This is a genomic window from Armatimonadia bacterium (assembly GCA_039679385.1).
Classification (GTDB): Bacteria; Armatimonadota; Zipacnadia; order Zipacnadales; family JABUFB01; genus JAJFTQ01.
Genome location: JBDKVB010000180.1, coordinates 1 through 23483 on the forward strand (window position 1 = coordinate 1; position 23483 = coordinate 23483).

Consider the following 23483-nt stretch of genomic DNA (forward strand, 5'->3'; position numbering starts at 1 on the left):
CGCCGCGTGCGCTCCGAACTGTTTCAATCCACGCCCCCGCATGGGGGGCGACACGCATCGGTAGCGGGCGGAAGGTTGGCGGCGAGGTTTCAATCCACGCCCCCGCATGGGGGGCGACGCTGGCTGAGTTCGTGGCGCTGGTGTCCTGCGCGGTTTCAATCCACGCCCCCGCATGGGGGGCGACGTAGGCTGACCATGGTGACGACGCCGGGCGTGACGTTTCAATCCACGCCCCCGCATGGGGGGCGACATGCCCTGGCCTTCGGCCGCCATCCCCCAGGGCGAGTTTCAATCCACGCCCCCGCATGGGGGGCGACGCAAGAAGGCCCGCGCCTGCGGATTGTCGAGTTTGTTTCAATCCACGCCCCCGCATGGGGGGCGACATCATCTCCCCTATCCCCTGAGCGACAGGGCCTCCGGGAGAGCTTTCCGCGAACCTCTCCGCCACAACACCTCCTACGCACAACAACCTGACACCATATGACACCCAGGACGCCGGAACCCGCCGTACTACGCCTCCGCGAACCTCCCTGGGAAACTCTGGGCACTTGACGTTCGCGTACATTGCCGTGCCCCCTCCCGAGGCCCGACACGACGCTTTCCTCCGCCGTCAACCGGCCGCTGCTACAGAATCAGCGGGCCCTCCGGGTCCCACGAGGCCTTCGCCCCAACATGCTCCACGCGTCGCCGCCAGTTCGCCCCCAGGAAATAGAAGCGCAGACTGTCGGTGGCCTCGTCAATCTCCTCCACAAGCTCCGCCCGCAGTTCGGCCCACTGCGCCGGGTCCACCAGGCACTCGAACAGCGAGAACTGCACCCGCTGTCCGTAATCCTGACACAGCTTCGCGACATGACGAAGCCTGCGACGTCCCTCAGCCGTCTCTGTGGATACATCATAGCCGACCAGCACCATCACCTTCAACCCATCTCCTCTCGTCCAGGACCGTCGGCGCCTATTTCCACAGGAAGGGAGGATAGGCGTCGAGGTCACCGCGCAGGTAGCGAGCCAGAAGCATCGCCTGCACATGTGAGATCAGCCCGACCGGGATCTTCTCCCCCAGGAAGGGGTGCTCGATCTCCTCCTGCTTGCGGCTCTGGTAGGCTGTCAGGACCACCTTGCGAGTGGCGTCGTCCATCTGCACCGCACCGGTCTCGGTCACCTCAAAACCCTCGGGCCGCACCTGCCAGCGGTTGATCAGTGACAACACCAAGCGGTCGGCGACGAAGGACCGCTGCTCCTCCATCAGGTCCAGCGCCAGACCTGGACGCCCCGGCCGGTCACGGTGGAGGAATCCCACGGCAGGATCCAGTCCCACGCACTCCAGGGCCGCAGCCGTGTCATGGACCAGGAGCGAGTAGAGGAAGGAGAGCAGCGCATTCACGCGGTCGAGCGGCGGGCGACGGTTGCGGTAGCTGAAGTGGAACTCGTCCTTCTGCGCCGTGATCAGGTGGTCGAAGGCTGAGAAGTAAGCGCGAGCCGCCTCGCCCTCGTAGCCGCGCGCTGTGTCCACTGAGACAGGCTGCGCCAGCGCCTTCAGCACGAGACGCAGCCGTTCCCCGGCCTCGGCAATCTGCTGCGTGCCGGGAGACTGGGGATGGTCACGGACCGCCCGCTGCAGGACAGCGCGGGCGTTGGCGACCTTCCCCAGGAGCAGGTCGCGGGTGACCTCCGCGGCGGCCTCGGGATGATCGGCCCGGCGGTACTGCTCGCGGCGCAGGAGAACGTTGCCGGATACCGGGCCCTGCACGCGAGCCCAGTACCGACCATAGCTGCTCAGGAAGGAGATGGCGATTCCGTTCTGGGCGCACAGGCCCATGAGCTGTGGGCTGCAACCGACGCGACCGAAGCACACGATTCCGCACAGGCCCCGCACCGGTACCCGCAGCTTGACCTCGCCCTCATGTCGCACAACTACCGTCTCATTCTCCCGCGCCAGGTAGGTGCCCGGCGTCGTTATGTAGAGCGTGTTCAAGAGTCGCTTCAAATCGGCGGGTCCTCCTCCTTCAGGGCGGTGTCCAGGATGCTCTGCACATAGCGTGAGGCCCGATGTGATCTGCCGGTCGTCGCAGGGAGGCACTGGTCGGACATTGAGCAACCGCGGCACCTGGGTGACTTGACGGGCTCTGGTGTGATGCCGTCGGTGAGCATCTGCCGGAGCTGCATCGCCAACTGCTCGACACGGCTGCGGAGGGCCTCGTCGAAGTCGACCTCCAGGCGGCGGCGCGGCTGTCCGTAGTACATGGCGCCCCGCTGGAGGATCACGCCCAGCATCTCCTCCAGGCACAGCGCCTGAGCGCAGAGCTGGACGAGGTCGCAGTCATCGGACTTGGGCTTGCCGCGCTTGTACTCGACAGGGAAGGGCTGCCAGAGTCCTGACAGCCCTTCCAGGTGTACGCCTTGGTCTGAGCAGTTGTCGGGCACGCGGTGGAACTCGACCACGTCGCACTGACCGGCGAGGCCTAGGCGGAGAGACCGGAGGCGAAGGCCCCGGGCAATTCGCAGGTCGCACCGGCTCTCGGTCCCGGGCTCGTGGGCCTGATCATGGAGTTGCTTGCCCTGGACGGTGAGGCGGTTCTCCGCCCACAGGCCCTCGACGTGAAGGAGGGCGCATTGGCGTGGGCAGAAGGCCAGATGCTGGAGCGCCGAGATGGGCAGGAGTTCCTCGTCGTCATACATGGTCGGGTCCTCCGCGTATGTCTCCCTGAGTCCACACCCCGCATGGGGGGGGACGAAGGACTTGCACACAAGTGCCTACACGTCGAACTGCTTCAGCTCCACGCCGGGGTACTTGGCGAGGGCCTCCTGATCGATGGTGACGTCGTAGTCGGAGAAGCTGCGCGGCGCCGTGACGTCATCGCGCCTGGTGACGTGCACGGCATCGAAGAGCCGGTGTGCCGGGGCACAGCCGAGCTTCGCTTGCTGAGCGCGCTGGGTCGCGTCGGAGTCGGTGCCGACGTGCTTGAACACGAAGAGCCCGCGGCAGGACATGAGGCCCTTGCTGGCCGAGCGGTCGTGCTCGTACATGTTCAGGAGCGACTCCCAGAGCAGTTCCAGGTCGCCCTCGGAGAAGCCGGTACCCTCGGCGAGATGGGCGCTGAGGAAGCCCCGAGCGGCGTAGAGGCCGTAGGGGATGAGGCTCTTGCGGCCCATGGTGCGGAGCTTGTCCTCGGGCTGCTCGTTCTCCCAATCGAGGTACTCCTGACTGGTTTTCGCACCCTTGACATCCTGGGCCACGGCCATCCGGGTGATGGAGATGTCCAGCGGCACCACGGGGTCAAGGGAGCGGGCGAAGGCGAACTGCACCGGTCCGCGCACCTGGCCGGCATTGGGGCCGGTGCTCATGACCGCGCCGAAGGTACGTACGTCGTAGAAGTTCCGGCACATCCAGTCACGGGCGAGAGCGACCTTGGCCTTCCCGGCGCTGGAGGTACCCTCGGCCTCATCCTCGCCGTTCTCTGCCTTCTTGGCGGTCTTCTTGGCCGCGCTCTTCCCGGCCGGGTCGAAGCCGCCATCGGTCTTCTCATGGGCCTCGACGATACGGCGATTGAGGTTGGTGGCGTGCTCAACGAAGATGGCGTAGGGCATCTCGTTGCCGCGGGCGATCTGCACGTAGTTGCGCACCCGGCGCTTGAGCGCAACGTCGGACACGAGGCCATGGAGATCCTCGGGGTCAATCCGCGGGGCATTGGCGGCGTCGGGATCGCCGTTGGGATTGCCGTTCTCGCAGTCGAACAGGTACAGGAACTCGTAGCGGTTCTTGATGGCCTCGGACATGTTAGTCGTCCCCCTTCGGGTTGGTGGTGGTATCGGCGGCCTTGTCATCGGTCTTCTTGGTGCGCAGGTCGGCGAGTTGCTGGTAGTAGCCGAGGGCGAAAAGGCTCTGCTCCTCGAGGTCGAGGGTGCGCGGAGCGCCGTCGCCAAGGCGGCTCCAGATCTGCGACAGCGCGGACTCATACCAGTAGGTCAGGCCACCCTCGAGCTTGTTGAGGTGGAACTGGCTGGAGCGTGCGAGACGCCCCAGGACCAGGGCGGGTGTGGCACTGGCGGCGGCGTAGTAGCGCTGCACAACGCCGGCGCCCACGTCTCCGAGGGCGGCATGCTGCAGGGCTGCGTAGACCGCCATCAGCCTTCCGCAGTGGTAGGCAAGGCTGGGGTGCTCCTCGTTCAGGTAGGGCTTGAGTGCTTGCGCCATTACGTCGTCTCCCTTCGAGCGGTGTGCACGCAGGTGATAGGCTCTGAGCAGGCCCATGCGGGCGTGATTCGGAACGGCGTCGTTGAGAATGTCCAGGCGGACCCGAGCCAGGGCCTGCGCATGGGCAGACCGGGGGATCGGCTCGCAGTGGAGAGCTGAGCGCCACACACGGCTAACCATGGGCGCTGCGAGGTCGTCGAGTTCGCGGACGGTCGCAGACAGGACCGCAAGGAACTTCGGGCAAGGAGCGAGGGCATTGCCACCGGCGCGATGGACGATCGCCAGATCGTCGAACCAGGCGGCGATGTTCTCGACGAGCTCGGCGAAACTGCCCTCCATCCAGTCGCGGACCATCACGCGGCCAGCGGCACCCGAGAGGGTTAGCGCGTTGTAGCGGTTGTCGGCGAGGTCGGGGCGCTCTCCGTCGCGGATGGCCGTGAGGAGCTCATGGGCACGATGCTGAGCGTTGGCCTCCTCGCGGCGCTGCTGCTGGGCCTGCCGCTTCGCTGCGGGCGAATCCTCACCGTTCTCCGCGGGGTTGGTGAGCATCTGCACCGGGTTGTCCTCGTCCGCCACGGGCTTCGCGAACCAGTAGGCGACCTTAGCCCCGGCCAGACGCTCGGAGTGTTTGGCCAGGAGGTCATTGAGGGCGTCACGGTAGGCGGTGGCGTCCTCGACGGAGACGGCGCAGTTGGCGGACTGGGACAGGCCGTAGGAAGTGAAGGCGTCCTTGTCAAAGCCGATGAGCGGAGAACCCATGGAGGAGCCACCGACATCGGCGAGACCGGTGATCTTCGGGTGAGTCGGCGCGGGGCTAGTCAGCTCTCCGGAGACGAAGCTGCGCATGGAAGAATCGCCAGCGGACCGTCTCTTGGCACCGTTCGCCGAGCCGCCGGAGAGGGTCTTGCGGAAGCTGCGCCACCAGTCATACCAGGCCGTCGACTCAACGGGGAAGGCGCCGCCGATGCGAAAGGTGACCTTCTCGTTCGGCTTAGCCTTCTGCTCGGCGAGCCGCTCCTGGACCTGCTGCAAGGAGGCGGGGTCGTCGAGGTAGTCGGCGACGTTCTCCAGCTCCGGCAGGACGGCACTTGCCTGGCGCAGCAGGTAGAGGAAGTAGGCGTGCTTCGCCAGGTTCTTGGGATCCTGCGCCTTGTCGCCGAGAAGCGCGACCACCTCGGTCGTGTCGATGAGGAAGTGGCTCTTGGTTACGCCGCCCGCCTTCATCTGACTGAAGCCCATCTCGGGACAGCGGGTGAACTCGCGGCCGGGGTTGCGCTTGGCCGTGGTGTCACCCAACTCCACGACGGATAAGCCATCGCCGGAAGAGGCGAAGACAATGGCCCACTTGACGGTCTTGGTGGTGAAGCCGGGCTCGGACCCCGGCAGGTGATCCTTGGCGTACTCCACAAGCTGCTTCAGCACCGGCCCTCACCGCCTTCGACCTTGAGCACGGCGGCGCTGTCGTAGTCGGGAACCTGGAGGACACCGCTGCTGAGACGCGCATCGAAGAGGCTGATCCGCGCCGGGCTCTCCCAGGTGCCGGGACGGGAGAGGTCAAAGACATCGTAGAGCATCCAGCCCAGGTCGCCGTCCCAGTCGACGGGCGACACGCCCTCGGCACCGGGCTCCACCAACTCGAAGTAAGCGGGGAACTCGCGGCATCCGAAGTAGGGCTGGTAGATGCACTTGCCATGCCCGGCACGACGGCGGAACTGTGCCTCCAGAGCTTGTTGGCGCTCCTCGAAGCCGGGCCAGGGGCGCATCTCGGCGTGGAGGCGATAGCGAACGTGCCTGAGCGCCATGGTCTGCCGCTGGGTGCGGCCCTTGGCGTCCGTTCCGAGGAAACTCTTGTCGGCGTCGGCGAAGATCGGCTGCGGTTCCTCCCTGCCCGAGGCCCACTGCGCAACCGTGCGGTCAGAGGGTCCCTTCTCCTTCACCTCGTTGCGCCGAAGAGCGATGTAGCTGGGACTGAAGGACGAGTGAGGCTTCTCCTGGCTATCCCAGGGCAGCACCTCGACCGCCGTGATCTGCCAGCGGAACTCGGCCTCTCTGCCGTAGCGGTTCGGCTTGCAGTAGATGGCGTCGTAGATGCCCCGCGCTGCGGAGGGCGTGATGATGGGGTAGCTGAAGCGCTCCACTTTGAGCTCAGGGCGGGTGAAGCAGGCCAGATCGCCCCACACTTCAAGAACCTGGTCTTTGGGTGTCACGAGCTTTCCTCCCATCCTCTGGATTCAGAATCCCAAGTACTTCCCGGACTCGGGCTCGAGGAGACCGCGTAGGTCGTCGTAGCCCTCGGGACCGGTGTAGATGAACCAGTCATCGGCGTATTCCCCCTTTCGTCCGCCACGGATCGGCACGGGCTCAAGTCCGTCGGCGAGCGGGCCGCGGGTGCGATTGGGATAGACGCCCACGGTGTAGGGCCTGGCCCGCTGGATCAGCGCGCGGCTTAGTCCGTCACGGCGTAACTCATCAGCGATTGGTACGGAGATCTGAGGCTCATAGGGCACGAGCACATTGACCGTATCCTGCTCGATGACACGGTAGCGTTCGGAGACCTGGACGAAGTCCTGGCGGAAGACGGCGTTGAGCAGAGAGTCCTTGTCCTGGAGCTGTCGATCGACATTGGCGACGTCCTGCAGGTCGTACAGCAAGCGGTAGTAGCTCTCGAAGAGACCGGGGTCAGCGAGGTCCATCCCCTCTGCCCCACGGCCCATCAGCACCGTCTCGGCGGCACCGGCGGCCTGACCGTATCCGCCACCCGGGTAGAGCCCCCGTCCGTCATCCTCCGGGAAGAACAGGTGCACGGTGCCGAGGTCAAGCCTTCCGTTGCGGTTGCAGCGCCCCGCGGCCTGAGCGATGGCATCCAGCGGTCCCCAGGCGCGATACAGGAGCGGGAAGTCGAGGTCGACGCCCGCCTCAACGCACTGCGTGGAGATGAGATGACAGGGGAGTCCGTCGCTGAGGCGCTGACGGATCTGCTCCAGGACTCGCGCACGGTGAGCAGGGCACATGCTGGTCGAGAGATGGCACAGGTCAGGCGACTCCAACTGCGAGGACAGGGCCTCAAGCAGCGCCTGGGCATGGCGCTTGAGGTTGACGATACACAGCACCTGCGGCACCTGCGCCAGCTCCCCGGCAAGGGTCTCCCAGGAGGGGCGCTGGTCGCTACGCTGCGGCCACTCGATGTGAGTTCGGCGGGCACGTCCGAAGAGGTCCAGCTCCGCGGGCACGATCTCCCGGGGCTGCCAGCCGGAATCGGCGAACCACTCGACCGCTTCGTTGAGGTGCGTGAAGGCCGGCTGGGTGGCGGTCGAGAAGACCACACTGGCGCTGTAGCGCTCGGTGAGGTGGGAAAGAGTTGCCAGCGTAGGGACCGCCAGGGAGCTGCCGAGCGTCTGGACTTCGTCGAAGAGGATGACGCTCCCGGCCAGACGGTGGAGCTTGCGGCAAGCGCGAGAGCGATTGGCGAAGAGGGACTCCAGGAACTGAACGCTGGTCGTGATGACGATGGGCGCGTCCCAGTTCTGGGCCAGCAGGCGGGCGGAGTTGTCCTGCTCGTCGGAGGGCCGGCCGTCCGATCTGCCGTCGCGGGTGCCGGCGAGACTGTGGTCCTCAAGCAGGTAGCGGTCGAGCTCCTGTGGCGCGAGAACCTGCGAGAGGACCTTGCGGTACTCGGCCACGGTCTGGTCGATGATGCTTAAGTAGGGGATGACCATGACGATGCGGCGCAGGCCGTGAGTCAGGGCGTGCCGGAGTGCGAAGGCGAGCATGCTGAGGGTCTTGCCCGACCCCGTGGGAGCGGAGAGAGTGAAGCAGCCCTGCGGACCCTTGGCGGCCTTGAGGCAGGCTTCCAGTAGGTCGGCCCGGAGTTCGTTGACCTTCTCCGTTGCCTGGGACTTCGAGGCAAGGCGCTCTATGTGGCTCAGGAGAACCTTGAGGTCGCGCTCGGCGTCAAGCGTCGGCCCGGCTTCGCGGTACTGCTTGGCGCCGTCGGCAGTTCCGTTGCAGTGGGCCTCGGTGTCCAGACCGTCGGCATCGACCAGGCACGAGTAGAGCATCCGCAGGTCCAACATGGCGGCGGCTGCAGCCCCATCGAGGCCGGAGTAGGTCGACTCCGGCGGCTGCTCAGGGAGGGCCAAGTCATCGGCGGCGAAACGTCCCAGCAACTCCTCGAGGGAGGGTGCGGAGAGACGGAACTCGGGCGGGTGCGGCTGGTGCAGCCTGTCGGGCTTGAGGCTGGCTTCCTCCGCCTGCTGGAGCCCAAGGTGATGGCCCTGCACTGCGACCGCGGCGGCGAGACCGGCCTCACCAAAGTGCTCGCTGAGGGCAGTAGCACCGGCGGACCAGTGGTCGATGTGCTTCTCGCGGCCCTCAAGGCGGGCCTGGAACAGGTCGCCGTACTTGCCCAGATCGTGGAGGAGGCCGGCGAGGTGCGCCAAGTCGCCTCCTCCCCAGGCCGCAGCGAACTGGGCGGCTAAGTCTGCGACTGAAGTTAGGTGGTCAGACAGTGACTGTGTGTGCTCGTAGGCGTTCTCGGAGTGCGCCAGGTAGGTCATGCGTCAACACCTCTCGCGGAGTTGCATGCACGTGTAGCGTGGTGCTGCAGAGGGATGGCGACGGTAGACAGTCGTGCTCTGTGGACAGTTCTGTAGCACATCACCCTGACAGCCCGTGTCAGGTCAGAGGGCGATTCGACGGAAATTGCGGAGGCAATCCTCGCTCCGGCAGGGAGCGGTGGTCATACGCCCCGGTGCTCGTACTTGGGCGGGCACGACTGGGAGCAGGCCCAGGCTGCGACCAAACTGGTTGGCGGCAGTCAGGGCCCCGGCAAGCAACTACACATATAACCGTAGTCAGCAGACTCTACAGGCTGAATCGGTAGAGATAGTTGCCATGCACCAAAGAAGAACGTGAAAGAGCCTATTCCTCATTACTATCATGTCACCTCCCCAAGCAGGGTGCCGGATAGTGACGGTTCTCTGTCGGCACGTAGAACGGGAGTGTCGGGCATCACGAAGGCATCGGGGCAAGAGGGAGGGCAGGCAGTGCGGTGCCTGCGAGACAGATTGACGGTGCCCCGGGGACGTCGTATCGTGGTGGCACGCGAGGGCGAGTGTATCTGACAACCCAGGGAACCGGCGATGTGCCGGGTGCCATCCCGGTCCTGTGCGACCTTTCTGCCGGGAAGGCAGATTGCCCTTCGGTGTGCCGGTACTCTGATGGAGGTGATACGGGGTGAGTGACGCACGGCCCAATATCCTGTTTCTGTTCACCGACGACCAGCGCTTCGACACGATCCATGCCCTTGGCAACGAGCAGATTCATACACCGGCGCTGGACTCGCTGGTCGCTCGCGGCACGACCTTTACCGAAAGCCACATCATGGGCGGAACGTCACCAGCGGTCTGCATGCCCAGCCGGGCCATGCTGCACACCGGGCGGTCGCTGTTCCACCTCGAGGGCCTCGGTGAGCAGATACCGGCGGATCATGCTCTCCTGGGCGAGACCTTGCGCCAGAGCGGTTACCAGACCTACGGGATCGGCAAGTGGCACAACGGGAAGGCGTCGCTGAACCGGTCCTTCGAGGGCGGGGCGCAGATCTACTTCGGCGGCATGTGCGACCATTGGAACGTTCCGGCCTACCACTACGACCCCACGGGACGCTATGCCCAGACTCTACCGATCTGCGTGGACCCGATGACGACCAACCAGGTCCGGTGGCGTCCCTGCGACCATGTGGAAGCCGGCAGGCACTCCAGCGAACTCTTCGGCGACGCGGCCGTCAGGTTCCTCCATAGCTACGATGCGAAGCGCCCCTTCTTCCTGTACCTGTCCTTCATGGCACCCCACGACCCGCGCACGATGCCTCGCGAGTACCTTGAGATGTACGACCCCGAGGACATCGACCTGCCGCCCAACTTCCTCGGCGGCCATCCCTTCGACAACGGAGAGCTGAAGATCCGCGACGAACTGCTTGAGGACTGGCCCCGGACACCGGAGGCGATTCGGCGCCACCTTGCTGAGTACTACGCGATGATCACCCATGCCGACGCGCAGATGGGGCGTGTGCTGGAGGCCCTCCGCGAGTCCGGTCAGGAGGACAATACAATCGTCGTGTTCGCGGGCGACAATGGCCTGGCCCTTGGTCAGCATGGGCTGATGGGCAAGCAGAGCACCTACGAGCACAGCGTTCATGTGCCGCTGATCCTGAGCGGTCCCGGCATCCCACAGGGCGAGCGACGCAACGCCCTCTGCTATCTACTTGACCTCTTCCCCACTCTGTGCGAGCTTGTCGGGATCGACACGCCGCCGACCGTCGACGGCAAGAGCCTTGTGCCCGCGCTGCGCGACCCGGAGTGCGTGATCCGGGACACGCTGCTCTTTGCCTATCGCCATCTGCACCGATCCGTCCGCGACCGTCGCTGGAAGCTCATCGAGTACGTGGTGAACGGCCGGCGCACGACCCAGTTGTTCGACCTGGAGGAGGACCCCTGGGAGCAAAGCAACCTATCGGCAGACCCCGCGTGCTCCGAGCACCTGCAGCGCCTCCGGACAGAGCTTCTCCGCCGGCGGCAGGAAACCGGTGATATCCGCGAGCGCGAACACGCCTTCTGGGACGGCTACGAGACTCAGGCTTAGGGAGCCGGCGGCGCAGGCGAATCACTGCCGCTCAGGCAAGACTTGGGAGGAGACACCATGGCACCTGCAACGACCCGCAAGATCGTTGTCATCATGACCGACACCCAGCGCACAGACATGGTCGGATGCTACGGCCATCCGGACATGAAGACGCCCTGCCTCGACCGCCTGGCCTCGGAGGGTATCCGGTTCGACCGAGCCTACACCTGCCAGCCGGTCTGCGGTCCAGCACGGGCAGGGCTTTTCACCGGCACCTGGCCGCACAGCAACGGAAGCTGGGCCAACAGCCTGCCCCTGGGCGACAACGTCAAGACCCTCGGGCAGCGCTTCCGCGACAACGCGTTCCATACCGCCTACCTGGGCAAGTGGCACCTCGACGGTGGCGACTACTTCGGCGTCGGACGGTGCCCCGACGGCTGGGATGCCGACTACTGGTATGACATGCGCAACTACCTCGAGGAGCTCACACCGGAAGACCGCCTGCGGTCGCGCCAGACCAAGCTCAACGAGGACCCGAGCCTGACGGAGGACTTCTGCTACGGGCACCGTGTCTCGAACCGGGCCATCCAGTTCCTGAGCAACCACCACGACGAGGACTTCCTCCTGGTGGTCTCCTATGATGAGCCGCACGGGCCCTTCGTCTGTCCGCGTCCCTACTCACAGATGTACAAGGGCTATGAGTTCCCCAAGGGCCGCAACGTGTGGGACCCGCTCGAGAACAAGCCCGAGCATCACCGCGTCTGGGCCGGTGAGCGTCTCAAGGAAGACAAGGGCGCCCTGCGCATCAGCCCGGCTGCGTTCCTGGGCTGCAACTCCTACGTCGACTACGAGATCGGCCGTGTCGTGCAGGCCATCGATGAGTACGCTGCCGATGCCCTGGTGATCTACACCTCGGACCACGGCGACGCCCTGAGCGCACACAGCCTCAGCGGCAAGGGCCCGGCGATGTATGAGGAGATCACCCACATACCCTTCCTCGTCCGCTGGCCCGGCCGAGCCCCGGCGCAGAGCTCCTGCGAGCACCCGATCTCGCACATCGACCTGGTGCCCACACTCATGGAGGCCGCCGGTCTGCACGTGGGTCAGTCCCTGGAGGGCCATAGCATGCTGCCGACCTTCTGCGACCCCAGGCAGCGCACCAACGAGGCCGTCTTCATGGAGTTTGGCCGCTACGAGGTCGACCATGACAGCTTCGGCGGGTTCCAGCCGGTACGCTGCGCCTTCGACGGTCGCTACAAGCTGGTCGTGAACCTGCTTACCACCGATGAGCTCTATGACCTGGGGACCGACCCTGACGAGATGGTGAACCTCATCGACGTCCCGGAACACGCGGCAGTGCGCGACCAACTGCACGACAGGATACTGGACTGGATGAACGAAACGAGGGACCCCTTCCGGGGCTACTGTTGGGAGCGAAGGCCCTGGCGCAAAGACGCTCGCCCGGCGACCTGGAACTACACGGCGATGACCCGGCAGCGCGAGAACGAGGAGTACGAGCCGCGGCAGCTCGACTATAGCACGGGGCTTGCCATGGAGCAGGCCACACGCCGCAAGTGACCCGGGCACACGGCCAATGCCATCCCAGAACAAGGAGGGGCGAGGGACTCCTTGACGGAGTGCCCTCGCCCCTGCCCTAACCCCACCACCAGGTCCAGCCCCACCGGCGACCCCTCAGCCACCACATCAGTCCCCTGCGAGAGGATTCAGTGTCGTTCAAGCGCCGCCAAGCGTTGTACCGCATCCGCCTTGGCCTGCCACTCATCTGCCGTGGGGACACGGCAGATGAGCGCATTGCCGGCGCCCTCAATCACGCCACGGTAGTCGCCGACCCACACTCCGTCCAACGGGACCGGTCTGCCATCGGCGCAGAGGGTCACGGCGCCCAGGTCCTGGCCTGCAGCGCCCGGCACCTGACAGAAGGTCACCACCGCGTGGTCAGGCTCCGTCACCGACGGGGTCCAGAGCCCTCCCACCTCATGCCTGTATGATACGCCCGACCACTGCCTCTGGCCCAGGCTGATCCAGTAGCGGTGCGGACCAGAAGGGCCGTTTCCCGGAAGGTCATCACAGGTCAGCGAAAACTCAGTCCACACTTCGTCGGATTCGCCTCGGCAGATCACGATGGTGTCCGCGCGTGGCTCCGTGATACCCCACAGCCCGGGGTCAACGCTATCGATGCCGCACCGCACGGTGAGGATCGCCCCACGCACCACCGGCGGCAGGTACATCTCGCCAAGATACTTCATCGCCCCGCGGGTGCAGTAGGCCGGAACCCCGCGGTCCTTCCCCTCCACCGAGAGGTGGAACTCCATTCCTCCCGTCTGAACCGAGACGTAGCGCCATGGACTGACCCCAGGCCGGGAGGCGCGCGCGGAGAGCTGGCTCATCCTCATGGTCCCGCGCAGGGAGACGCGTCCCGGCCGAGACGACAGGGTTCCCCGCTGCCGCAGGCTGCCGGCCCAGGTGGAGACCACGGGCACGCCCTTTGCGGTCTTTGGGCTGTCCCCACGCAGGACGGAGCGCGTCGCCTCCAGCGACGGGCCGAAGCCGCCTCCGCTAGCGATCATCACCACCACAACGAGAACCAACGCAGACACAAGGTGGAGCATGAAGCGTGCCATGTGGGTCCTCCTGTGCCAGTATAGAACCATTCTACCACGCTACGGGCAAAGGATTACTCACGCGGAGAGTTTTTATCCATTCTTCAGGTGCTGTCTGTGTAGTCACAGCATATCCACTTCCTATGCCCCTTATCCGGTCTCTGCCCGCAGACACGAACAGGGACCACCCTGTCGGATGGCCCCTGTTTTCGCAGAAGCAGACTGTCTGCGCGTTCTCGGTTCAGGCCGCCTACTCGCCGTGCACGTAGACGTCCCAGTCCAGGTAGTTGCCCCAGGCTTCGGCAATGGCTGCGCCAACCTGGGCATGGGTCAGGGCCACGTGATGCTCGAAGCCCATCTGGCAGATCACCTGCAGCAGGCTCTGGAGCTCCTCGATCCTGGCCACGCCGACACCGCCGAAAGTGTCCAGGGGATCGTCAGTGAACTCGCCCTGGCCGACGTACGCGCGAACCTCACCGACGAGGTCATCGGTGGAAACGCGGGCGAAGGTGAAGGGCCCCGGCTTCACTCGGCCGACGCAGGCGCCGAAGGTGTTCTCGTTGCCGACGCTGGCGCCGATGATGTCCTGCCAGCGCATCTTGACGTCGGAGAAGCAGCTCTTCGGGAAGTTGCTGCAGTGGAACACGACGCACTTGTCCGGATCGTCGCCGTAGTTGTTGTTCCAGTCCACGAGTGCCGCGGGCTGCTCGGCGGCCAGCGCCAGCGAGTACATGCCGATTGCGCCGGTGACGTCGACCTCGCAGGCGCCGGGGATCAGGCGCTCGCTCATCATGCTCATGACGCCGCAGGGAACGATGCCGTAGTTCTCCTCAATCGAGGTCCAGCACTGGACGGCTGTTGCCTGCAGCTCGTTGGCCTCCATCCACTCGTCGACGACGGCGGCGAACTTGGCCATCTTCATCAGCGCCACGTCGGGGGTCTCGCCGAGGCAGACGTAGCTCTTGACGGCGTTGAACCTCTTCTGCACGCACTCCGCTGCGTCGTCCAGCTTCTCGATGCGTGCCAGGATCTCGGACAGGTCGATCGGCTCCACCGAGATGCCGTTGGCCTCGAGGATCTTCTCACTGTAGCGCACGGTGTTGAAGGCCGCCGGGCGAGTGCCGATGGCCCCGATGCGAGCGCCCTTGAGGCCCTTCACCACGCGGCACACTGCGCCGAACCACTTGAGGTCGGCGGCGAAGGCAGCCGAACTCGGGTCCATCGTGTGCTGCGAGGTCAGCGAGTAGTCGACGCCGTACTGCGTGAGGTTGTTGCAGCAGGACATCTTGCCGCAGAAGCTATCACGGCGGTCCGCCAGGCTCAGCTTGGACAGGTCGTCGGGATAGGCCTGCACCAGGACCGGCACGTCGAGCCCGGCCAGCCGAAGCGCATCGGCGATTCCCCGCTCCTCGCCGAAGTTCGGGAGCGTGATGAGGATCCCGTCGATGCAGTCAGCATGCTTCTTGAACAGGTCGGCGCACTTGTGGGCATCCTCGCGGGTAACCACGGAACCCAGGTAGGTGTCCTCCGGCGTCACGCAGACGGTCCCGTACCCCTGCTGCTCCAGTATCCCGAGGATCTCCTTGCGGCCCTCAACAGCGAGATGGTCCGGGAAGAAACCCCGGTTGCCGACGATCACACCAAAGGTTGTCTTCTTGCTCATGGCCTACTCCTTTTGGTTGGCATAGGTTACGCACTTCGAGTCTGGTCTTGCGGAATCTGAACTGCAGTAAAGGGACCCTTCAGGTCCCGGTCTGTCCGTAGTAGGCGTCCTTGCCATGCTTGCGCAGGAAGTGCTTGTCCAGGAGCCCCTGAGAGATCGGCCCCGCGTCGCAGCGAAGCCCTTCCGTCACGGCTGCCATCAGCGCGACCTGCTCCAGCACCAGGCTGCTTTCGAAGGCCTGCGCCGCCGACTTGCCCCAGGTGAAGGGACCATGACCGGCCACCAGCACCGCCGGTACCTGCAGCGGGTCGAGGTCTGCAAAGGCAGCGACGATCGCCTTCCCGGTCTCCAGCTCGTAGTCGCCGGCGAGGGCTTCAGCGCTCAAGTCGGCAGTGACCGGTACTGAACCATAGAAGCTGTCTGCATGGGTCGTGCCATAGCAAGGCAGGGCACGCTTTGCCTGCGCCCAGGCCGTGGCATAGGTCGAATGAGTATGGGCCACGCCGCCGATGCCCTGGAAGCTGCGGTACAGCTCAAGATGCGTGGCGGTATCGGAGGAGGGCCGCAGGTCGCCTTCGACCACCTGCCCCTCCAGGTCCAGCACAACCATGTCCTCCGGCCGCATCTTCTCGTAGGAGACCCCACTGGGTTTGATGGCAACCAGCCCGGTCTCCGGGTCGCGCCCACTCACGTTGCCCCAGGTCAGGACCACCAGGCCTGAGCGCTGCAGCGACAGGTTGGCCTCGTACACTTCCTGCTTCAGAGCCTCGAGCATCCTTGCGCTTCTCTCCGTGCCCGGCTGTGGGCCGAGCGTCGGTCAGCCCGTAGTGACCCGCTGTTTGATCTCGAGCAGCCGCTTCATCACCGGGAACAGGCTGCTGCAGTGGCCCTCGACACCGAAGGCGTCGTGGAGTTGCCCGTAGAGCTCGTACAGCTCGCCGTACACCTTGCGGTTCTTGGCCTGCGGCTTGTACACGATGTCCTTGACCCCGGTCATGTGTGCCTGGGCCGCCTGAGCGTTGGCGTAGCCACCGGCCTGTGGCCCGGCGACGACGGCACCGAAGATCGCCGCACCCAGGGCGCAGGTCTGCCCCGAGCGCGAGACCTCCAGCGGCGTGTTGAGCACATCGGCGTAGATCTGCATCAGGAAGGAGTTCTTCTCGGCGATTCCTCCGCAGGCGATGATCCGGTCGATGGGCACTCCGTACTCGGCCATACGGTCCTGGATCTTGAGCGACCCGAAGGCCGTGGCCTCGATGAGCGCGCGGTATATCTCCGCCCGACCTGTCCGCAGCGTCTGTCCGAGCAACAGGCCGGTCAGCCGCGCATCCACCAGAACTGTGCGGTTGCCATTGTTCCAGTCCATCGATAGGAGGCCGCTCTCGCCGGGCTTGAGCTTTGCGGCTTCTGTCGTCAGGACCTCATGCAAGCCTGCGTCGGCCTCGCACACGTTGCTGACGAACCAGTTGAAGATGTCGCCGACCGCCGACTGTCCGGCCTCGATGCCATAGAAGCCCGGCAGGACAGAGCCGTCGACGATTCCGCACACACCGGGGATGTCTAGTCCGGCGCCGGTCTTGGCCGCCACGGTGATGTCGCAGGTCGAGGTGCCCAGGATCTTCACCACGGTGCCGACCTTCACGCCTGCGGCAACTGCTCCGTAGTGCGCATCGAAGGCCCCGACCGCCACGGGGATCCCAGACGGAAGCCCCAGCTTCTCAGCCCACTCGGCGCAGAGGTTCCCGGCAGTGACATCCGAGGCATAGGCTTTCTCGTAGAGCCGTCCTCGCAACTGGCCCATCCGCGGGTCGATCATGCCCAGGAACTCGGTATCGGGCAGGCCGCCCCATTCCTCGCAGTACATGGCCTTGTGTCCGGCAGAACACACACCACGCTTCAGGGCTCGCGGGGCGGTGTTACCCACCAGAAGGGCCGGGATGTAGTCGCAGAACTCCACCCAGCTTGCAGCCGCCTCAAACACCCTCGGCGCGACCTTCAGGCAATGCCAGATCTTCGAGAAGTACCACTCGGAGGAGTAGGTTCCGCCTGACTTGGCCAGATACTGAGGCCGGTGCTCGGCGGCAAGAGCAGTGATCTGCTCCGCCTCGTCCATGGAGGAGTGGTCCTTCCACAGCCACGCCAGGGCCTCTTTGCTGTCCGAGAAGGCGTCGAGGAAGGCCAGAGGTGTGCCGCTCGCATCCACCGGCAGCGGAGTCGAGCCGGTCGTATCCACGCCGATGCCGATGACGCGGTCGGCGCTGAACCCCTTCACCTCGGCCGCAACCTTGAGCGCCTCCCGCACGCACTCGACCATGCACTCGTGGTAGTCGGCCGGATGCTGTCGGGCCACGTGGGGATTCGCCGCATCACCGATTACGCCGGCGTCACCCCGCTTGTAGTTGCTGACTGCCGTGGCGACCTCTTCGCCGGTGGCAACATCGGCGATCAGAGCGCGCACGGAGTTGGTGCCGAAATCAAGACCCAGGGAAAACCTGGTGTCAGTCAAGGTCGTCGCCTCCCTCAAGCGAAGGCCGCACAGGTCAAGGCGCTGCCTTGCATGGCCGACAGAGGGGTATTCTCATTGGAGGAAGCCGATACCTTCACACAGCCGGGGCCTCGCGAGAAGGTCGCTGCAGTGTCTTCGGCGAATTCGCCGGCAGACATCTGACCCATACCCCTCGGATCACGATGTACCGTCGCCCCCTGCACAGGTGAGCACGCCTTGACCAGCATCCCACACAACAACACGCCGGCCTTCGAGTGTCAGGGCCTTCGCAAGGAGTTCCCGGGCATTCTGGCGCTCAAGGACGTCTCGCTCTCCGTGGGTGCGGGAGAGATCCACGCCCTCGTCGGAGAGAATGGCGCCGGCAAGTCGACGCTGGTGAAGATCATCGCCGGTCAGCTTACGCCGGAGGCCGGGACGGTCCGCATCCAGGGCACTCACGTCACCCAGTTCACACCGCGCAAGGCTCGCGAATACGGCGTGACGATGGTTCCGCAGCACCCCGACCTGTTCCACTCCCTGTCCGCGCTCGAAAACCTCTTCGTCGGCGCCTGGCCCCGTGGTGTAGCTCGCACCGTGTCCTGGAGTCAGATGCGTCGGAAGGCGCAGGCCGTCCTGGAGCAGATGGGGATCAGCCTCAACCTTAACGCGCGGGTCGGCGAGATGACGGTTGCCGAGCGCCAGCTCCTTCAGATTGCCCGGGCACTGCTGGCCGATGCTAGGTTGCTGATCCTTGACGAACCGACGGCCCCTCTTGGACAGGACGACACTGAGCGTCTCTTCGCACTCATGCGCCGGCTGAATCAGCAGGGCGTATCCATCATCTACATCAGCCACCGGCTTGCCGAGGTATTCGAACTCGCCCACCAGGTCACCGTCCTGCGCGACGGTGCCGTGGTTCGCAGCCTTCCGATTGACCAGGTGACCCGCGAAACGCTGGTGGCGATGATGGTCGGTCGTGAGGGTGCTGAAGCCGAAGGGCCGGCACCGTCTCCGGCAGGACCGGAAGCAGCCGAGACCCAGGCCGCTCTGTTGCGGGTCGAGGACCTGGCGGTACAGGGCCACTTCGCCGACGTATCCTTCTCCCTGCAGCCTGGCGAGATTCTGGGGATTGGCGGCGTGGCCGGATCGGGACGCAACGAGGTTCTGCGGGCCTTGGCCGGAGTCGTCGTGCCCGACAAGGGGTCAGTCAGTCTCGACGGACACAACCTGGCCGGGTGTAGTCCGGGACGTGTGAATGCAGCGGGCATCAGCTTCGTCCCCGCCGACCGGCACCACGAAGCCCTCATCCTGCCCATGTCGGTGCGCGAGAACATCACCCTCGGGTCCCTGGGGCGCTTCGTCGGGGCGATGGGACTCCTGGACCGACGCCGCGAGGAGTCGCGAGCCCAGGAGTTGTTCACCCAACTGGACGTCCGCGCGGCGGGGATTGAACAGGCCGTAGGGAGCCTTTCGGGCGGCAACCAACAGAAGGTCGCTCTCGCCTCTCGCCTGCTGACAACGCCGCGGGTGCTGATTCTCGAGGAGCCGACCCAGGGCGTCGACGTGGGTGCCCGGGCCGAGATCCATCGCGGCATGAGACAGCTTGCCTCGCAGGGCGTCGGCATACTACTGGTATCCTCGGACTTGCCTGAGCTGCTCTCCCTCAGTGACCGGGTCCTGGTCATGCACCGGGGTCGACTTGTCGGGGAGAAGCGAGGTGCCGAGGCCACTCAGGAGGCCGTTCTCGACCTGGCCCTCGGAACCAGCGAAGAGGGAGCCCAGGAGGTCCAGATCAAGGCGCGCAAGGCCCCGATGCGCGAACTGGGGCTCGCGGCCTTGCTGCTGGTGCTGCTCGTGGGGATCTCACTGGCTGCACCGACCTTCGCCCAGCCCCAGAATCTGGCGGACATCCTCGTCAACAACTCCCACTTGCTCATCGCCGCGGTCGGGATGACGCTGGTGATCCTCACCGCGGGCATCGACATCTCCATCGGCTCGGTCTTCGCGGTGGCGGCGACCCTTGCCGCAACCTGTGCCGCAGCCGGACTCCCGCCGATCGTGGTTCTGGCTGTGTCCCTCACGACCGGTGTAGTCCTTGGCGCCATCAACGCCGGGCTCATCACGGCGGCGGGCGTCCCACCGATCATCGCCACCCTGGCAACTCTCACGCTCTTCCGTCACGTGCTCATCCACTTCACGCGCGGCAAGTGGATCAACATCCCTTCCGACTTCCGGGAGCTTGGTCTCAGCACACCGCTCGGGGTGCCGCTGCCGGTGTGGATAGCGCTGGTGGCGGCGGTCGCCGTTGCAGCCATGGCTCGCTGGACGGCGCTCGGTCGCTCTATCTACGCCGTCGGCAGTCATCCCGAAGCCGCCGGCCGTGTCGGCATCTCCGTCCGGGGCGTGACCGCCTTCGTGTACCTGATGATGGGGGTGCTTACCGGTCTGGCGGCCTTCGTCTTCGCGGCCCGCTGGAGCGCCGTGCAGACCAACGCGGGCAACGGGATGGAGATGGTGGTCATCACCGCCGTGGTTGTTGGCGGCACGAGTGTCCTTGGCGGATCGGGGACCATCGGCGGCACGGTCCTCGGTGTCCTGCTGTTGGGGGTCATCGCCGGGTCGCTGACCCATCTGCACATAGAGCCCACCTGGGAGCGCGCCTTCCAAGGCGTGCTCATCCTCGGGGCCGTTGTGATCGACGCCCTGCGCTCACGCCGGGGAGGTGAGGCTGCATGACCCGTCTGCGCCTCTCTCGCGAGGTCCTTGCCATCTTCGGTCTGCTGGTTCTGACCATGCTGGCCATGGGACTGCTGAACCCGCACTTCTTCCAGCCCGACAACCTGCTGGAGATGTCGCGTTTCTTCGTCGAGACCGGCCTCATCGCCCTGGCCATGACCCCGATCCTCATCACTGGCGGCATCGACCTCTCCGTGGGGTCGATCGTCGGCCTGAGCGTGGTCGCCATGGGCATGGGCTGGCGCTACCTGCACCTGGGGCCGATGCCGGACCTCTGTCTGGGTCTTCTGGTCGGTGCCCTGGCCGGACTCCTCAATGGTCTGTTCATCGCCCGCGTCCGCATCCCGCCGCTGATTGTCACGCTGGCGACGATGGCCCTGTACCGAGGCATCGCCCTGGGTCTGGGCGCCGAGGCGCCGGTCAGCGACTTCCCGCCGAGCTACTACGACCTCGGCCAGTCCTACTACACGGTCCTTGGCGTACTGCAGGTGCCTCAGCAGCTCCCCATTTTCCTCGTCCTGGCGGTGCTCTCAGGGATCGTCCTGCATCGGACCGCCTTCGGGCGCCAGGTGTACGCCATCGGACACAACGAGCGGGGTGCCTGGTTCGCCGGGGTCCCGGTTGCGCGGGTCAAGATACTGCTCTACGTCTTTGCCGGACTCATGGCGGCGCTGGCCGGAGCGATCTTCCTCTCCCGGGTGGCGACCGCCAAGGCCGACGCAGGCACCTTCATGGAACTGGATGTCATCACGGTCTGCGTTCTGGGCGGCGTGAGTATCCAGGGCGGACGCGGGAGCACTCTCGGCAGTGTCCTGGGCCTGCTCGTCGTTGGCAGTCTCGTCCGTGGGCTGACTCTCGCCCGAGTTCCCTTCGAGGACCAGAAGATCATCCTCGGCGCAGTGCTCATCACGGCTGCGCTGATCCAGCAGTTCTCCGCCAGGTCGCGCCGTCGCCCTTCGCCGAGCGCTGCACCACCCACACAGCAGGCCACTCCCGACTCGCCGGACCAGGTGCCCTCCAAAGGAGAGTGTACAAGATGAGACGTCTGTTCCTCTTGCTCATCGTCGCCCTGTTGGCTGTTGCCCTCACCGGGTGCACCAAGACGAGGCCCACAGAGCCGCAGGAGCCCATGTCGCCCAACGTCCCTGAGACGGAGAACATGGCCGGTGGAGGCGCAGGCGGCGAGAAGGTCACCGTCCTCATGGTCCCCAAGATCAAGGGCACCGACTACTTCAACGCCTGCGAGAAGGGCGCCCAGGAGGCGGCTAAGGAACTCGGGAACATCGACCTCATCTTCGACGGCCCCACCGAGGACAAGGTGGATGCCCAGATCCAACTCATCGAGGGCTACATCGCGCAGAACGTTCAGGTGATCGCCGTCTCGCCGAACGACCCCGACTCCATCGCGCCGGTCCTCAAGAAGGCCCGCGACAAGGGCATCCACGTCATCACCTATGATGCAGACGCCTCGGCGCAGAAGTCCGGTCGCGAGTTCTTCATCAACCAGGCTTCCGAGGACGCCGTCGCCAAGGCCCTGATCGACGAGATGGCGGCGCAGGTCGGCCCCGAGTCGAAGGTCGCCATCGTCACCGCCTCCCTTACTGCTGCCAACCAGAACGCCTGGATCGCGGCGATGAAGAAGTACATGCCCACCAAGTACCCGAAGATGACGCTCGTCTGCGAGCCCAAACCGAGCGAGGAAGACCAGGCGTTGGCCTTCAAGGCCACCCAGGAACTGATCAAGACCTACCCGGACCTGCAGGGCGTCTTCGCACTCTCCTCTGTGGCCTTCCCGGGTGCGGCTGATGCCGTGCAGCAGGCCCAGAAGGCCGGCAAGGTCGCCGTCGTCGGTCTCGCAACTCCCAAGCCCATGAAGCAGTTCGTGGATGCCGGTGTCGTGAAGACCGTCGTCCTGTGGAACCCCATCGACCTGGGCTACCTGGTCGTGCAGGCGGCGCAGGCTCTCAGTGACGGCAAGCTCGCAGCGGGCACTACGAAGCTGTCGGCCGGTCGGCTCAAAGAGGTCGAGGTCAAGGGCGACCAGGTCTTTCTCGGGCCGCCGATGCGCTTCACCAAGGATAACATCGCCCAGTTCGACTTCTAGCTCCCACCCGATGCCCTCGGCGGGACGGTTCCACTTCGTCCCGCCGGGCATTCCCGCTCCAGTCTGCGGTTCTGCCGCCTCGTGATCGGTATTGAGAGGACGTGCCCAATGTTGCAGCGTATCGCCATCCTGCTCCTGGCCCTCGGAGTCACTTCCACCCTCCATGCCCTCACGGACGCCGAACTGACGACGATCCGCGACGGCTTCGAGGCCCGACGGGATGCCGCGATGCAGTCTGTCGCCGGGCAGCCACCGCAGATCGCAGCCAAGCAGCCACCTCTGGGCAAGGGACGTCCGGCCTTCGTGCGCGACTGGAGCATCTCCATCACTACCTTCGCTCTGCGTTCGTGCTGGCTCAAGGAGCAGTTGGACACCGCCAACTCGCTGCTCCTGGAGATGTGCCGCTACTACATCGACAACGCGCCCGAGCGCAACGACGCCGACAACTTCTACTGGTCGGCTGACATGCTGTGCCGCACTCTCGAGTTCTTCGGCAAGCAGGGCTCCCGAGCCCCTGGACGGACTACGCCGGAGGTGGAGAAGGCAGCCCTCGAGGTCCTGTGGCTGTGGACGGACGCCAACTCACACCTGACCGACGCGGACTTCAGCACCAGCCACACCTGGTTTGTCTGGGACTCCGAGAACCATCAACTGCAGCGGGTCACCACAGCCTGGCATGCGACGCGTCTATTCCTGCGTGACCCGGCCTTCGCCGACCGGGCCTTCCATGACGGCTCGACCCCTGCCCAGCACTATACCGCCTGGACCGCCTTCCTCAAGGAGTACCTGCGCGAACGAGCACGGAAGGGTCTCTGGATCGAGGCGGCCAATGGGATGTACGGGCTGATCTCCCTCAAGGGCCTGTACAACGTCTACGACTTCTCCGACGACCCCGAACTGAAGCGCTTGACCGGCCAGTTGCTCGACCTGCACTGGGCCGACTGGGCGCAGGAACAGTTGGCAGGCGTCCGAGGTGGCGGCAAGTCACGCATCTACAACAGCGGCGCCTTCACCGGCCATGACTACTACTGGGAGCTCTCCTGGCTGTACCTGGGCATCAACCG

17 protein-coding genes and 1 CRISPR repeat array are annotated in these 23483 nt (G+C 65.3%); of the genes, 6 read left to right on the forward strand and 11 right to left on the reverse strand.

Annotated features, from left to right (window positions below; all coding sequences use genetic code 11):
- Nucleotides 1–20: 20 nt before the first annotated feature.
- A CRISPR array of direct repeats spans nt 21–383; the repeat unit is 32 nt; unit sequence GTTTCAATCCACGCCCCCGCATGGGGGGCGAC.
- 241 nt (nt 384–624) lie between these two features.
- From cas2 to ABFE16_20465, 7 genes are all read right to left on the reverse strand, one after another.
- The gene (gene cas2 / locus ABFE16_20435) at nt 625–915 is read right to left on the reverse strand and encodes a CRISPR-associated endonuclease Cas2 (GenBank protein MEN6347670.1); all 291 of its coding nucleotides are present in this window, start codon (nt 913–915) and stop codon (nt 625–627) included.
- A 37-nt stretch (nt 916–952) separates the two neighbouring features.
- On the reverse strand, nt 953–1984 hold the full coding sequence (gene cas1c, locus ABFE16_20440) for a type I-C CRISPR-associated endonuclease Cas1c (protein ID MEN6347671.1): 1032 nt from the start codon (nt 1982–1984) through the stop codon (nt 953–955).
- Nucleotides 1981–2676, reverse strand: a complete 696-nt coding sequence (gene cas4, locus ABFE16_20445; protein MEN6347672.1) for a CRISPR-associated protein Cas4 — start codon at nt 2674–2676, stop codon at nt 1981–1983. Before cas4 ends, cas1c begins: the two co-directional genes overlap by 4 nt.
- A gap of 75 nt (nt 2677–2751) precedes the next feature.
- Entirely contained in the window at nt 2752–3774 is a 1023-nt protein-coding gene (cas7c, locus tag ABFE16_20450) for a type I-C CRISPR-associated protein Cas7/Csd2 (GenBank protein MEN6347673.1), read from the reverse strand.
- Nucleotide 3775: 1 nt separating this feature from the next.
- Nucleotides 3776–5614: a type I-C CRISPR-associated protein Cas8c/Csd1 gene (gene cas8c, locus ABFE16_20455; protein ID MEN6347674.1), complete on the reverse strand. Its 1839-nt coding sequence runs from the start codon at nt 5612–5614 to the stop codon at nt 3776–3778.
- On the reverse strand, nt 5608–6399 hold the full coding sequence (gene cas5c / locus ABFE16_20460; GenBank protein MEN6347675.1) for a type I-C CRISPR-associated protein Cas5c: 792 nt from the start codon (nt 6397–6399) through the stop codon (nt 5608–5610). The genes cas8c and cas5c overlap by 7 nt, the downstream gene beginning before the upstream one ends.
- A gap of 24 nt (nt 6400–6423) precedes the next feature.
- Entirely contained in the window at nt 6424–8748 is a 2325-nt protein-coding gene (locus ABFE16_20465) for a CRISPR-associated endonuclease Cas3'' (protein ID MEN6347676.1), read from the reverse strand.
- Between the two features lie 679 nt (nt 8749–9427).
- Here ABFE16_20465 and ABFE16_20470 point away from each other — a divergent pair.
- A complete protein-coding gene (locus ABFE16_20470; GenBank protein ID MEN6347677.1) occupies nt 9428–10831 on the forward strand; it encodes a sulfatase-like hydrolase/transferase in 1404 nt (467 codons plus the stop codon).
- 57 nt (nt 10832–10888) lie between these two features.
- Nucleotides 10889–12388: a sulfatase-like hydrolase/transferase gene (locus ABFE16_20475; GenBank protein ID MEN6347678.1), complete on the forward strand. Its 1500-nt coding sequence runs from the start codon at nt 10889–10891 to the stop codon at nt 12386–12388.
- Between the two features lie 146 nt (nt 12389–12534).
- On the opposite strand, the gene ABFE16_20480 is transcribed toward ABFE16_20475, so the two are convergent.
- The 4 genes from ABFE16_20480 to ABFE16_20495 all read right to left on the reverse strand — a co-directional run bounded on the left by ABFE16_20480 (nt 12535) and on the right by ABFE16_20495 (nt 17600).
- Nucleotides 12535–13452: a hypothetical protein gene (locus ABFE16_20480; GenBank protein MEN6347679.1), complete on the reverse strand. Its 918-nt coding sequence runs from the start codon at nt 13450–13452 to the stop codon at nt 12535–12537.
- A 229-nt stretch (nt 13453–13681) separates the two neighbouring features.
- Complete coding sequence (locus tag ABFE16_20485; protein MEN6347680.1) at nt 13682–15094, reverse strand: L-fucose/L-arabinose isomerase family protein; 1413 nt, start codon at nt 15092–15094, stop codon at nt 13682–13684.
- 79 nt (nt 15095–15173) lie between these two features.
- The gene (locus ABFE16_20490) at nt 15174–15869 is read right to left on the reverse strand and encodes an L-ribulose-5-phosphate 4-epimerase (protein MEN6347681.1); all 696 of its coding nucleotides are present in this window, start codon (nt 15867–15869) and stop codon (nt 15174–15176) included.
- A 42-nt stretch (nt 15870–15911) separates the two neighbouring features.
- Nucleotides 15912–17600 (reverse strand): ribulokinase, encoded by a 1689-nt coding sequence (locus ABFE16_20495; GenBank protein MEN6347682.1) that lies wholly within the window; start codon nt 17598–17600, stop codon nt 15912–15914.
- A 216-nt stretch (nt 17601–17816) separates the two neighbouring features.
- Here ABFE16_20495 and ABFE16_20500 point away from each other — a divergent pair, with 216 nt between their 5' ends.
- From ABFE16_20500 to ABFE16_20515, 4 genes are all read left to right on the forward strand, one after another.
- Nucleotides 17817–20315, forward strand: coding sequence for an ATP-binding cassette domain-containing protein (locus tag ABFE16_20500; protein ID MEN6347683.1), 2499 nt, complete (start codon nt 17817–17819; stop codon nt 20313–20315).
- Nucleotides 20312–21355 (forward strand): ABC transporter permease, encoded by a 1044-nt coding sequence (locus ABFE16_20505; GenBank protein MEN6347684.1) that lies wholly within the window; start codon nt 20312–20314, stop codon nt 21353–21355. The genes ABFE16_20500 and ABFE16_20505 overlap by 4 nt, the downstream gene beginning before the upstream one ends.
- On the forward strand, nt 21352–22419 hold the full coding sequence (locus ABFE16_20510; protein MEN6347685.1) for a substrate-binding domain-containing protein: 1068 nt from the start codon (nt 21352–21354) through the stop codon (nt 22417–22419). Before ABFE16_20505 ends, ABFE16_20510 begins: the two co-directional genes overlap by 4 nt.
- Nucleotides 22420–22527: 108 nt before the next feature.
- Nucleotides 22528–23483: hypothetical protein (locus ABFE16_20515; protein MEN6347686.1), on the forward strand; the 956-nt coding region annotated here is incomplete at its 3' end.